Here is a 13,522-nt window from a genome sequence, read left to right as displayed (position 1 = left end):
TGAAATGAGAAGTAAAAAGGGCAGGCTCTGGGCCCGCCCTCTCACTTACAGGACCAGTCGACGAATGTCGGACAGCACACCGTTCATGGTGGTGACGAAGCGGGCACCGTCGGCACCGTCGATCACGCGGTGGTCGTAGCTCAGAGCCAGCGGCAGCATCAGGCGCGGCACAAACTCTTTGCCGTTCCACTTCGGCTTCATCTCGGACTTGGAAACACCGAGGATGGCCACTTCCGGCGCGTTGACGATCGGGGTAAAGCTGGTACCGCCGATGCCACCCAGGCTGGAGATGGTGAAGCAACCGCCCTGCATGTCGGCAGCGGTCAGCTTGCCGGCACGGGCCTTCTTGGAGATCTCGGCCAGATCGCGCGACAGCTCCATGATGCCCTTCTTGTTGACATCACGCACCACCGGAACCACCAGACCGTTGGGGGTATCCACCGCCACACCGATGTTGATGTACTTCTTCATGATAATCCGGCTGCCATCTTCAGACAGGGAGCTGCAAAAACGCGGGTGCGCTTCCAGCGCCTTGGCGGCGGCTTTCAGGATGAACACCAGCGGGGTGATCTTCACGTCCGACTTCTGCTTCTCGAGCATCAGGTTCTGCTCTTTGCGGAACGCTTCCAGCTCGGTGGTATCAGCTTCGTCGAACTGGGTGACATGAGGGATCATGGCCCAATTGCGGTGCAAGGCAGGACCAGAGATCTTCTGGATCCGGGTCAGTTCGACCTCTTCCACTTCACCGAACTTGCTGAAATCGACCTTCGGCCACGGCAGAACGCTCATGCCGTTGCCAGTGCCGGTGCCAGCAGCCGGAGCGGATTCGGCGCGCTTGATGGCATCCTTCACATAGGCTTGCACGTCTTCTTTGACGATGCGGCCTTTGCGACCTGAACCTTTAACCTTGGCCAGATTGACACCGAACTCACGGGCCAGACGACGTACCGCCGGAGAGGCATGCACGTAAGCATCGTTGGCAACGAAATCGGTAGCGGCAGCAGCCTGGGCAACCGGTGCCGGAGCAGCGGCAACTGGTGCAGCAGCGACCGGAGCGGCAGCTTGTGCCACCGGGGCGGCGGCAGGAGCTGCGCCAGCTACTTCGAAGACCATGATCAGGGAACCGGTGGAGACCTTGTCACCCGCCTTCACCTTGATCTCTTTAATGACACCGGCGAACGGCGCAGGCACTTCCATGGAGGCCTTGTCACCTTCAACCGCGATCAGGGACTGGTCAGCTTCAACCTTGTCACCCACGGCAACCATGATCTCGGTGACTTCCACTTCGTCGCCACCGATATCCGGTACGTTGACCTCTTTGGCAGCGGCGGCAACCGGGGCAGCAGCCACGGGAGCGGCGGCTTGAGCCGGAGCAGCAACGGCAGCAGGCGCAGCGCCAGCCACTTCAAACACCATTACCAGGGAACCGGTAGAGACCTTGGCGCCAGTGGCAACCTTGATCTCGACCACGCGACCGGCGAACGGTGCAGGCACTTCCATGGAGGCCTTGTCACCTTCCACAGCAATGATGGACTGGTCAGCTTCAACCATGTCGCCCACGGCAATCATGATCTCGGTCACTTCGACTTCGTCATCACCGATGTCCGGTACGTGTACATCTTTGCACGCGGCAGCGGCAGGAGCGGCGGCCGGTGCAGCAGCTACCGGGGCGGCAACTGCAGCAGGAGCGGCAGCCGCGCCCTCTGCTTCGAAGATCATGATCTGGGAACCGGTGGCAACCTTGTCGCCTACCTTGATCAGGATCTCTTTGACGATACCGGCGGCAGGGGCCGGGACTTCCATGGAGGCTTTATCACCTTCCACAGCGATCAGGGACTGGTCGAGCTCGACCTTATCGCCCACGGCCACCATGATCTCGGTCACTTCCACTTCATCGGCGCCGATATCCGGCACCATAATCTGTTTGGACATTGTGCTTTATCCTCTTGCGTGCATCCGCGTGACTGGCTGACCGCCCTCACGCGTATCGCGCGTTAACCGTTTACTGTAAACCTAGATAGTGTCGCGCCGCAGTGCGGCGCGACACTTGATCCTCTTACGCGTACAGCGGGTTGACCTTGTCGGCATCGATGCCGTACTTGGTGATGGCATCAGCCACAACCTGCTTGTCGATCTCGCCGCGCTTGGCCAGTTCGGTCAGGGCAGCAACCACCACGTAGAATTCGTTCACTTCGAAGTGACGACGCAGGTTGGCGCGGCTGTCGGAACGGCCGTAACCGTCGGTACCCAGCACACGGTAGTGCTCGGTCGGTACGAAGGCGCGAACCTGATCGGCGAAGGACTTCATGTAGTCGGTCGCAGCGATGGTGGCTTCGGAACCCAGTACGGTAGCGATGTACGGTACGCGAGCCTCGGCGGTCGGGTGCAGCATGTTCCAGCGATCCACGTCCTGACCGTCACGGGCCAGTTCGTTGAAGGAGGTAACGCTGAACACGTCGGAACCCACGCCGTACTCGCTCGCCAGGATCTGGGCGGCGGTGCGCACATGACCGAGGATGGAACCACAACCCAGCAGCTGAACCTTGCCCTTGCTGCCAGCAACGGTTTCCAGCTTGTAGATACCCTTGCGAATACCTTCTTCCGCGCCTTGCGGCATGGCTGGCATCGCATAGTTCTCGTTCAGGGTGGTGATGTAGTAGAAGACGTTCTCCGGCTTCTCACCGTACATGCGACGCAGACCGTCTTGTACGATCACTGCCACTTCATAGGCGTAGGACGGATCGTAGGAGACGCAGTTCGGGATGGTGTTGGCCAGGATGTGGCTGTGACCATCTTCGTGCTGCAGACCTTCGCCGTTGAGGGTGGTACGACCGGAGGTCGCGCCCAGCAGGAAGCCACGGGCTTGCTGGTCACCGGCTGCCCACGCCATATCGCCGACACGCTGGAAGCCGAACATGGAGTAGTAGATGTAGAACGGGATCATCGGGCAGTCGTTGGTGCTGTAAGAGGTCGCAGCAGCCAGCCAGGAGGACATGGCGCCCAGCTCGTTGATACCGTCTTGCAGAACCTGACCCTGCTTGTCTTCCTTGTAGTAGGAGACGATGTCACGGTCTTGCGGGGTGTACTGCTGACCGTGCGGGCTGTAGATACCGATCTGGCGGAACAGACCTTCCATACCAAAGGTACGGGCTTCGTCAGCCAGGATCGGTACGATGCGCTTGCCGATAGACTTGTCTTTCAGCATCACGTTCAGGGAACGCACGAACGCCATGGTGGTGGATATTTCGCGCGCCTGCTCACCCAGCAGCGGGCCGAAGGTTTCCAGCGCCGGGATTTCCAGCTTGGTGGTGCTCTCCTGCAGACGGGTCGGCACATAGCCTTTCAGCGCGGTGCGACGGTCGTGCAGGTATTTGTGCTCGGCAGAACCGGCTTCGATCTTCAGGTAAGGCAGATCGGCCAGCTGCTCGTCGGCCACCGGCAGGTTGAAGCGGTCACGCAGGTGACGCACGGAGTCCAGCTCCATCTTCTTGACCTGGTGCGCGATGTTCTTGCCTTCAGCCGCTTCGCCCATGCCGTAACCTTTGATGGTCTTGGCCAGAATAACGGTCGGTTTGCCCTTGGTCTGGGTCGCCTTGTTGAACGCAGCGAACAGTTTGCGAGGATCGTGACCACCGCGGTTCAGGGTAAAGATCTCCTCGTCGGTCATGTCTTTGACCAGCGCGGCCGTTTCCGGGTAACGGTTGAAGAAGTTCTCGCGGATGTAGCCACCGTCGCGGGACTTCATGGTCTGGTAGTCACCGTCCACGGTCTCGTTCATCAGCTGGATCAGCTTGCCGGAAGTATCTTTCTTCAGCAGCTCATCCCACTTGCGACCCCAGATCACCTTGGTGACATCCCAACCGGCGCCAGCAAACAGACCTTCCAGCTCGTTGATCACCTTGCCGTTACCGACCACAGGACCATCCAGACGCTGCAGGTTGCAGTTGACCACGAATACCAGGTTGTCGAGCTTTTCACGCACGGCAACGGTCAGGGCACCCTTGGCTTCCGGCTCGTCCATCTCGCCGTCACCCAGGAAGGCGTAAACGGTCTGCTCGGAGCAATCCTTGAGACCACGGTCGGTCAGGTACTTCAGGAAACGCGCCTGATAGATGGCGGCGATAGGGCCCAGACCCATAGAGACGGTCGGGAACTGCCAGAAGTCCGGCATCAGTTTCGGGTGCGGATAGGAAGGGATACCCTTGCCATCCACTTCCTGACGGAAGTTGTCCAGCTGCTCTGCGGTCAGACGACCTTCAGCAAAGGCGCGGGCATAGATGCCCGGGGAGATGTGACCCTGGAAGTAGACCAGGTCACCACCATCCTTCTCGCTGCGAGCGCGGAAGAAGTGGTTGAAGCAGACATCATAGATGGTCGCAGAAGAGGCGAAGGAAGACATGTGACCACCGAGGTCCAGATCTTTCTTGGAAGCGCGCAGCACGATCATCATGGCGTTCCAGCGGATGATGGCGCGAATGCGGCGTTCCATCTCCAGGTCGCCCGGGTAGTCCGGCTCATCGCTGGACGGGATGGTGTTGATGTAATCGCGATTTGCCTTGGCAGCCACGTCCACACCGCTTGCGCGGGCTTTCTCAGCAAGCTGTTCAAGAATGAACTGAGCGCGTTGCGGACCCTCTTCACGCAGCAAGGATTCCAGAGAGGCAAGCCACTCCAGCGTTTCTATCGGGTCCACATCGTTCTTCAGGATATCAGACATGGCTGGTTCCTATTTTGTTGTGATTGCACGGCATTGCGCGGCGAAGGGCGCAAACATTCGACAATAAAGCCTTGTGGGATTAGTTTTCCTGCTGACGGATCCGACGCATGGATCGCTGGATCCGGGTCTCTTCCCTCTGCATATCCAACAAGGTGTCCTCGATAAAGGCCAGATGCTCATGACAAGCAGTTCTGGCCCGCTCCGGAGCCCCCGAAAGAATAGCCTCGATCAGATTTGCACGATGGCGACGGATCTTGGCTACCACTCCCGGGCGGCGATTCAAAATTTCGTTATTTTGCAGAATGTTCTGCTCAAGCATCGGGCCCATCGCCCGCAGCAGATGCAGCAGCACCACGTTGTGGGACGCCTCCGCCACCGCCAGATAAAACTGGGTCACGGCTGCTGACTCGGCCACCAGCGAGCCCAGCTGGCCCGCCTCTTCAATGGTGATTTGCACCTGACGAATGCGCTCGAAATCGGACTCGGTCCCGCGCAACGCCGCATAGTAGGCACAGATGCCTTCCAGCGCGTGACGAAACTCCAGCAGGTCATACTGGGCTTCCGGGTGAGTACTGAGCAGTTCAAACAGCGGATCAGCGATCCCCTTGTTCAAGGCATTCTGCACATACGTGCCGCCGCCCTGACGGCGATAAAGCAACCCGCGCGCTTCCAGCCGCTGAATGGCTTCGCGCAGGGAGGGGCGCGATACCTGAAACTGGATGGCGAGTTCCCGCTCGGGCAACAATTTCTGCCCGGACTGCAGACTGCCTTCCAGAATCATCTGTTCCAGCTCGGCGACAATGGCGTCGGCCAACTTGGGTTGCGTAATCTTGCGATAGGGCATGAGGCTACTTTGTTAAATTGGTATTACCAATTTCATGGATGGGGCGAAAATTAGCAGAGGCCTTTTGAAAAGTCCACTCAAAAGATGATCTGAATCAAGAACCAACCCCACCACTTAAGGGGTAAAACGGGGTAAACATGATTTAGCTCATAGAAATTGGTCTGACCAATAATTTTGATGGCGCTCACAGATAACATTTGAGCAACTGGCGGTGGCAATGGCCTGCCAGATCGGCAAGCCATTGATTTTAAAATCTAAACTAAATTTTATTATTTGCTTTCAAGGTTGAGTAACTGGCGCAGATGATCCCACTGAAAACTGGCACCAGGATCCGTTTTGCGCCCCGGAGCTATGTCGCAATGACCGACAATTTTTTCGTGGGTAATCGCCGGATAACGGCCTGAGATGGCTCGGGTGAGCCCTGACAGCGCCCGATACTGGGCCTCGGTATAGGGGGTTTCGTCAGTCCCTTCCAACTCGATGCCGATGGAGAAGTCGTTGCACGCCTCCCGCCCCTGCCAACTCGATACCCCCGCATGCCAAGCTCGCGCGCCAAACGGCACATATTGCACCAGCTCGCCATCGCGGCGGATCAGACAGTGGGCCGAGACCCGCAACTGATGGATAGCGGCAAAATAGGGGTGAGCGTCAGGGTCGAGCCGCCCCATAAAGAGATCGTCGATAAAGGGGCCGCCAAACTCCCCCGGCGGCAGGCTGATGCCATGCACCACCAGCAGGGAGATATCGTCCGGCGTGGCCCGTTCGTTGTGATGGGGAGAGGGCACCCGGCGCGCCTGCAGGCACCAGCCTGCGGCATCGATAGCAAAGTGAGGTTGCAAAGCGAGTTGAGTCATCGGCTACTCGAGTTGGCTGATTAATGGCGAAAAGAGGAAGATACGCGATAGGCAACCCGGCACCAACTCACTGAATCAACGGGAAATTGTATGTTAGGCTGAGTCATCTTCCGCTCGATATGGATGGGCTATGCAGCACACGGCACGCTGGATGTGGTTACTGGCCTGGCTCTCTTTGATGGGCCTGCTGACCCTCTATTTTCACTCCCGCAACCAACCGAGCGTCACCGCCAGCGGCGAGCTGTTGCTGCGGGCCGACCAGAGCGGCCACTATCGTCTGGAGGGTGCCATCAACGGCCAGCCGGTGCAACTGCTGCTCGATACCGGCGCCACCCGCGTCACCATACCGCAGCAGGTGGCTGACCGACTCGGCCTTGCCGCCCGGGGCGGCAGCCAGGTCAACACCGCAGCGGGGCAGATCCGCGTTGGCAACGGCACCATCGAAACGCTGGCGATGGGGCCATTGACCTTGTACGATCTGGCCATCTTTATCAATCCGGCGGCAGACGGTGACGAAGTGCTGGTTGGCATGAACGCCCTCGGTCGGCTGGAGCTGGTTCAAAAGGAGCGGCAGTTGCTGCTCAGACCCTTGCAGGAATAAGGCATGTTTCAACAGGATGTCAGCCGCGCCGTGCGCGCCGCACTACTCGAAGATCTGGGCGATGCCCTCACCACGCTGGATCAACCGGATGCCAGCGCCGATATCACCGCCCAGCTGATCCCGGCCGACCGCATGTCCAGCGCCCGGATCATCACCCGCGAAGCCGGGGTGTTCTGCGGCCAACCCTGGGTGGACGAAGTCTTTTTGCAACTCAATGCCCAGTTCGGTGGCGACGTTCAGGTCGAGTGGCAAGTGCAAGATGGCGAGCGGCTCACCCCCAATCAGGAGTTGTTCCGCCTGCACGGCCCTGCCCGCCTGCTGCTGACCGGCGAACGCACCGCACTGAACTTTGTGCAAACCCTCTCCGGCGTTGCCACCCTTACTGCCCGATATGTAGCAGAGCTGGCGGGCACCGACTGCCGCCTGCTCGACACCCGCAAGACCCTGCCGGGGCTGCGCACCGCCCAGAAGTACGCAGTCACCTGTGGCGGCGGCAAAAACCACCGCATCGGCCTCTATGACGCCTACCTCATCAAAGAGAACCATATCCTCGCCTGCGGCGGCATCGCCGAGGCAATTGGCGAAGCGCGCCGCCTCAATCCGGGTAAACCGGTCGAGGTGGAGGTCGAGTCGCTGGCCGAGCTGGAGCAGGCACTGGCGGCCCGCGCCGATATCGTGATGCTCGACAACTTCGATGTAGCCATGATGGGCGAGGCGGTCGCCATCAATCAGGGACGCGCCAAGCTGGAAGTCTCCGGCAATGTCACCCTCGATACTCTGGCCGAGTTTGCCGCCACCGGGGTCGATTTTATCTCGGTAGGGGCACTGACCAAGCATCTGCGGGCGCTCGATCTCTCCATGCGCTTTATCCAGCAGTAAGGCGAACCACCGGAACTGAGCAAATACTCGACCTAACCGGATAAACAACTTGCAAAAGGCGCCATAGGCGCCTTTTCTTTATGCAGGATCCCGCAGCAAAGGAGTGTGATGATGGGCCTTCCCCAACCGCTAAAAAAGAGTCGATAGAAGCCGCTTATTTTATGATTTATATCATATTTTTGGTAAATGATAGAAAAGTGGTTAACAAAGAGAGCAATCTCTGTTGCCACCCCTGATAGCTCGGATAAGATACTGACGTGCGGACGATTTTCTACCGGCACTTCCCAGGAACCAAGGATAAAAGGATATTTTCCATGAACAGCGAAATGAAGAAACAATCGGGTTTTACCCTTATTGAACTGATGATCGTGGTCGCGATCGTGGCCATTCTGGCGGCGGTAGCGTTGCCGGCGTATCAGAACTACACCAAAAAAGCCAAGTTAACTGAATTAGTCAGTGCAACATCAAGCCAGAAGCTGGCTATTGAAGTTTGCGTACAAACAAATGGCGAGGCTGTTTGTTTGAACGATAAGTTCGGAATATTAGGTGCAACACCCTCGAATGCTGCTAGTGCAGCTCAAGTAACCGTAGATAAAGCAAGCGGTGTTTATACAATTAAAGCAAGAGCCACTGCAGCTCAATCGCCCTTGGCAACAGGTGAAACATACGAGCTCAAGAGCTCAGATACTGCTGTAGCAGGTCAGTCTATTACATGGACCGGAAAGTGCTATAAAGCTGATGGTACAAGTCCACAAACTGACTACTGCCCCAATTAATGACCTCTAGCCCTAATAGCGGCCTGGCGTTAAGCCTGGCCGCCTCTTCCCTGATCAGTGAAGAGGACTCCCAGCGCTATCTGAGCCAGGCCAAGGCCCAGCGCAAACCCTTTGTGACATTTCTGATCGAGAACGACATCCTCGACAGCAAGGCGCTCGCCGATTTTTGCGAGCTGGAGTATGGGGTACCTCTGCTGGATCTTGCCGCCTTCGATTTGGCCGAGATCCCGCAGAAGTACCTCAATCAGAAGCTGATTGAGAAACACCATGTGCTGCCCATCTACACCCAGGGCCACACCCTCTATATTGCCATGTCGGACCCGACCAATGTCTCGGCGTTGGAGGACTTTGGCTTCAGCTTCGGCCTGCATACCGAGGCGCTGCTGGTGGAGGAGAACAAACTCACCATCGCCATCGGCAAGCTGCTAGAGAGCGAAAACGACGCTCTCGGCATGGAAGAGATCGACGAATCCGAGATCTCCGAACTCGAGGTCTCTGACGAAAACAGCCGCCTCGATGAGAGCGTCAATACCGCCGATGACGACGCCCCCATCGTCAAGTACATCAACAAGATCCTGATGGATGCCATCAAGCGCGGCGCCTCTGACCTCCACTTCGAGCCCTACGAGTTCAAGTATCGGGTGCGCTTTCGCATCGATGGCATTCTCCATGAAATCGCCACTCCGCCGGTCAACCTCTCCAATCGCTTCTCCGCCCGGCTCAAGGTAATGGCGCGGCTCGATATCGCCGAGCGGCGCTTGCCGCAGGATGGCCGCATCAAGTTGAAGCTGTCGCGCAACAAGTCGATGGATATGCGGGTCAACACCCTGCCCACCATGTGGGGGGAGAAGATAGTTATCCGGCTGCTCGACTCCTCGGCGGCCCGCCTCAATATCGAGCAGCTCGGTTTTGATGACCGGCAGAAGGCGCAATACCTGCGGGCACTGGCCAAGCCGCAGGGGATGATCCTGGTGACTGGCCCCACCGGCTCGGGCAAAACAGTCTCGCTCTATACCGGCCTCAATATTCTCAACACCACAGAGGTCAACATCTCCACCGCCGAAGATCCGGTGGAGATCAACCTGCCCGGGGTCAATCAGGTGCAGGTCAACCCCAAGGCGGGGCTCACCTTCGCCAGCGCCCTGCGCTCCTTCTTGCGGCAAGACCCGGACGTAGTGATGGTGGGGGAGATCCGCGATCTCGAAACCGCAGAAATCGCCATCAAGGCGGCGCAAACCGGCCACCTGGTGCTCTCCACCCTGCACACCAACTCCGCCGCCGAGACCCTGACCCGGATGATGAACATGGGGGTACCCGCCTTTAACATCGCCTCCTCGGTGACTCTGATCATGGCCCAGCGGCTGGCCCGCAAACTGTGCGATCACTGCAAGGCGCCAGAAGTAGTACCGGAAGCCGAACTGCTGGAGCTGGGCTTTACCCCGCAGCAACTGGCAGCTGGCTTGCGGCTGTTCAAGCCGGTGGGTTGCAAAGAGTGCTCAGCGGGCTACAAGGGGCGGGTCGGTATCTACGAAATCATGCTGATGTCAGAGAACATCGCCAAACTGATCATGCAAGGGGCCAACTCGCTGCAGATCGCCGCCATTGCCCAGAAAGAGGGGATGCGCACCCTGCGGATCTCCGGCCTGGAGAAAGCCCGGCTCGGCGTCACCAGTCTGGCTGAAATCAACCGGGTGACCACCAACTAGATCGCGTGACGAAGCGTTTCATCAGTTTGGTTGGCAAAGGATTTCGGTCGTTCACGAATACGGAACGGATGATAGCCACGGCAACAGAGTAATCAGACATTCAAGTTACTGGGCTGGCGCCAAGAAGGTTCCACCCACCCTATCAGTACCCCGCAGGCCTCAAGCCTGCCGGGCACCTTGACCCAGTTGGTGATGCGCAGAGTCCGGCTCTGACAACCAGCCCCATTGCAGGATGCAGTCATGGCTACGCTAGCAAAAAAGAGTAATGCGCCCAAAAAAGTCTTCGCCTTCCGCTGGCACGGGGTCAATCGCAAAGGACAAAAAGTGTCCGGCGAACTGCAGGCTGACAGCATCAGTACCGTCAAGGCCGAGCTGCGCAAGCAAGGGGTCAACGTCACCAAGGTCGCCAAGAAATCCCAGGGACTCTTCTCCAAGGGCGGCGCCAAGATCAAGCCGATGGATATCGCCATCGTGTCACGCCAGATCACCACCATGCTCTCTGCCGGGGTGCCGCTGGTCCAGAGCCTGCAGATCATCGCCCGCAGCCATGAAAAAGCGGCAATGCGCGAGCTGATGGGGCAAATTGCCTCGGATGTCGAGACCGGCACCCCGATGTCAGAGGCGCTGCGCCGCCATCCCCGCCACTTTGACGAACTTTATTGCGATCTGGTGGAAGCCGGTGAGCAATCCGGCGCACTGGAGACCATCTACGACCGTATCGCGACCTACCGGGAAAAATCGGAAGCGCTCAAGTCGAAGATCAAGAAAGCGATGTTTTACCCTGCCATGGTCATGCTGGTGGCCATTGTGGTGACCTCGATCCTGCTGTTGTTCGTGATCCCCCAGTTCGAGGATATCTTCAAGAGCTTTGGTGCCGAGTTACCGGCCTTCACCCAGTTTGTCATCGGCATCTCCCGCTTTATGCAGAACTGGTGGTACCTGATTTTTGGCGGTGTGGGGCTGGGGATCTTCCTCTATGTGCGTGCTTGGCGGGCCTCGCAAACGGTCAAAGACAACACCGACAAGTTTGTACTGACTATTCCGGTGGTCGGAATGATCCTGCACAAAGCGGCGATGGCGCGCTTTGCCCGCACCCTCTCCACCACCTTCTCAGCGGGTATCCCGCTGGTAGATGCGCTGATTTCGGCCGCTGGCGCCTCCGGCAACTATGTCTATCGTACCGCCGTGCTGGCCATTCGTAACGAAGTGGTGGCAGGGATGCAGATCAACGTGGCGATGCGCACGGTCGATCTCTTCCCGGACATGGTGATCCAGATGGTGATGATCGGTGAGGAGTCAGGCGCTATCGATGATATGCTCTCCAAGGTCGCCACCATCTTCGAACAAGAGGTGGATGATCTGGTCGATGGCCTCACCAGCCTGCTCGAACCCCTGATCATGGTGGTGCTCGGGGTGCTGGTTGGTGGCATGGTGGTCGCCATGTACCTGCCGATCTTCAAGCTCGGTGATGTCATTGGCTAAGGATGCGCGATAGACCCGCGTGCCCGAGCCCAGCCATTGCAACGCTCGATTGCTCTGCGCTAACCAGACCGGTTCACACTGGCGATCCAGCCGGTCTGCTTTAACAGACCTTTTTTCACCCATTGTTAGTAACGGTTGTTCTTATGCCTCTATTTATCGAGCTGGCTCACGGCTTGCCCTGGCTCTACCTCTCTCTGGTTTTTCTCTTCTCCCTGATGATCGGCAGCTTTCTCAACGTGGTGATACACCGCTTGCCGATCATGCTGGAGCGGGAGTGGCAGGCGGAATATCGCGGCTACTTCGCTCCCGATGAGGAGGCCGCTTCAGCAGAGCGTTACAACCTGATGGTACCGCGCTCCGCCTGCCCTCACTGTGGCCACGCCATCACCGCACTGGAAAACATCCCGCTGCTGAGCTGGCTCTGGCTCAAGGGACGCTGCCGTGACTGCCAAGCCCCGATCTCGGCCCGTTATCCGCTGGTGGAGCTGTTGACCGCCCTGCTCTCGGTTGCCGTTGCCATGGTGATTACCCCTGGTTGGGGCACGCTGGCAGCCCTGCTGCTGACCTGGATGCTGGTAGCCCTCACCTTTATCGATCTCGACAAGATGCTGCTGCCCGACCAGCTCACCCTGCCGCTGCTGTGGGGTGGCCTGCTATTCAACCTGCTGGGTGGTTTTGTGCCACTAGGGGATGCAGTGATCGGTGCCATGGCCGGGTATCTGGTGCTCTGGAGCCTCTACTGGGCCTTCAAACTGCTCACCGGCAAGGAGGGGATGGGTTATGGCGACTTCAAGTTACTGGCGGCACTGGGCGCCTGGCTGGGCTGGCAGGCGCTGCCTATTATTCTGCTGCTCTCATCCTTGGTCGGCGCCATTATCGGCATCGCCCTGATCGCCTTGCACAAGCACCATCAGGGCAAACCGATCCCCTTCGGCCCCTACCTCGCCATCGCGGGCTGGATCGCTCTGCTGTGGGGCGATACCATCACCCGCTGGTATCTTCAGATGGTGCTCTAACCCATGTATGTAGTCGCAATTACCGGTGGCATTGGCAGCGGCAAGACCACCATCGCCAACCAGTTTGCCGAACTGGGCATCGAGGTAGTGGATGCCGATGTGATCGCCCGCGAGGTAGTGGCACCGGGTAGCCCGGCGCTGGCGGCCATCGCAGCGCATTTTGGCGCTGACCTCATCGATCCGGCCGGTCAGCTCGATCGTCGCCGCCTGCGCGAACAGATCTTTGCCGATCCACAGGCCAAGGGGTGGCTCAATGCCCTGCTCCACCCGCTCATTCGCAATGAAATGCTGCGCCAGTGCGCCGTCGCCCGCCCACCTTACTGCCTGCTGGTGGTGCCACTGCTGGTAGAGAACCAACTCACCACACTGGCCAACCGAGTGCTGGTGATCGATGTGGACGAAGCGACCCAGATTGAGCGTACCTGCCGCCGGGATGGGGTGTCAGCCGAACAGGCCCGTTTGATTATCGCGGCCCAGGCGAGCCGGTCGGAGCGTCTCGCTGCGGCAGATGATGTCATCGAAAACCACAATGGCGGCGAAATGGCGATTAAAACGCGGATTTTGGCGCTGCACGAAACATATCTGGCATTTGCCTCTCAACAAGCCCACCAACTGTGAGTACACTAGGCCGGTTTATGGCTGGCCAG

General features: G+C 58.4%; 11 protein-coding genes. 7 read left to right on the top strand and 4 right to left on the bottom strand.

The genetic code is table 11. The annotated features are described in order from the left end of the window. Window positions 1-45 precede the first annotated feature (45 nt). The 4 genes from aceF to ampD form a co-directional block, all read right to left on the bottom strand. Window positions 46-1,932, bottom strand: coding sequence for a pyruvate dehydrogenase complex dihydrolipoyllysine-residue acetyltransferase (gene aceF, locus BN4575_RS16095; protein WP_068978950.1), 1,887 nt, complete (start codon window positions 1,930-1,932; stop codon window positions 46-48). 124 nt (window positions 1,933-2,056) lie between these two features. Beyond that, the gene (gene aceE / locus BN4575_RS16090; protein WP_042019551.1) at window positions 2,057-4,717 is read right to left on the bottom strand and encodes a pyruvate dehydrogenase (acetyl-transferring), homodimeric type; all 2,661 of its coding nucleotides are present in this window, start codon (window positions 4,715-4,717) and stop codon (window positions 2,057-2,059) included. A 79-nt stretch (window positions 4,718-4,796) separates the two neighbouring features. Then, the gene (gene pdhR / locus BN4575_RS16085; RefSeq protein ID WP_042019553.1) at window positions 4,797-5,561 is read right to left on the bottom strand and encodes a pyruvate dehydrogenase complex transcriptional repressor PdhR; all 765 of its coding nucleotides are present in this window, start codon (window positions 5,559-5,561) and stop codon (window positions 4,797-4,799) included. A 269-nt stretch (window positions 5,562-5,830) separates the two neighbouring features. After that, window positions 5,831-6,415 (bottom strand): 1,6-anhydro-N-acetylmuramyl-L-alanine amidase AmpD, encoded by a 585-nt coding sequence (gene ampD / locus BN4575_RS16080; protein WP_068978949.1) that lies wholly within the window; start codon window positions 6,413-6,415, stop codon window positions 5,831-5,833. 130 nt (window positions 6,416-6,545) lie between these two features. Between ampD and BN4575_RS16075 the strand changes: the two genes are divergently transcribed. The 7 genes from BN4575_RS16075 to coaE all read left to right on the top strand — a co-directional run bounded on the left by BN4575_RS16075 (window position 6,546) and on the right by coaE (window position 13,493). Beyond that, window positions 6,546-7,016, top strand: a complete 471-nt coding sequence (locus BN4575_RS16075; RefSeq protein WP_068978948.1) for a retropepsin-like aspartic protease family protein — start codon at window positions 6,546-6,548, stop codon at window positions 7,014-7,016. Between the two features lie 3 nt (window positions 7,017-7,019). Next, the gene (gene nadC / locus BN4575_RS16070; protein WP_068978947.1) at window positions 7,020-7,895 is read left to right on the top strand and encodes a carboxylating nicotinate-nucleotide diphosphorylase; all 876 of its coding nucleotides are present in this window, start codon (window positions 7,020-7,022) and stop codon (window positions 7,893-7,895) included. Window positions 7,896-8,221: 326 nt separating this feature from the next. After that, on the top strand, window positions 8,222-8,671 hold the full coding sequence (locus BN4575_RS16065) for a pilin (RefSeq protein ID WP_068978998.1): 450 nt from the start codon (window positions 8,222-8,224) through the stop codon (window positions 8,669-8,671). Further along, window positions 8,671-10,377 carry a PilB family type IVa pilus assembly ATPase TapB gene (gene tapB / locus BN4575_RS16060; RefSeq protein WP_068978946.1) on the top strand — a complete coding sequence of 569 codons (1,707 nt, stop codon included), beginning with the start codon at window positions 8,671-8,673 and terminating at the stop codon, window positions 10,375-10,377. Before BN4575_RS16065 ends, tapB begins: the two co-directional genes overlap by 1 nt. 240 nt (window positions 10,378-10,617) lie before the next feature. Next, window positions 10,618-11,859 carry a type II secretion system F family protein gene (locus BN4575_RS16055; RefSeq protein WP_068978945.1) on the top strand — a complete coding sequence of 414 codons (1,242 nt, stop codon included), beginning with the start codon at window positions 10,618-10,620 and terminating at the stop codon, window positions 11,857-11,859. 143 nt (window positions 11,860-12,002) lie between these two features. Beyond that, window positions 12,003-12,875 (top strand): prepilin peptidase, encoded by an 873-nt coding sequence (locus BN4575_RS16050; RefSeq protein ID WP_068978944.1) that lies wholly within the window; start codon window positions 12,003-12,005, stop codon window positions 12,873-12,875. A 3-nt stretch (window positions 12,876-12,878) separates the two neighbouring features. Further along, complete coding sequence (gene coaE / locus BN4575_RS16045) at window positions 12,879-13,493, top strand: dephospho-CoA kinase (RefSeq protein WP_068978943.1); 615 nt, start codon at window positions 12,879-12,881, stop codon at window positions 13,491-13,493. Window positions 13,494-13,522 lie beyond the last annotated feature (29 nt).

It is taken from the genome of Aeromonas sp. EERV15, from assembly GCF_900079845.1.
In the GTDB taxonomy this organism is placed as follows: domain Bacteria; phylum Pseudomonadota; class Gammaproteobacteria; order Enterobacterales; family Aeromonadaceae; genus Aeromonas; species Aeromonas sobria.
This window is presented reverse-complemented; position numbering and strand designations above follow the sequence as displayed.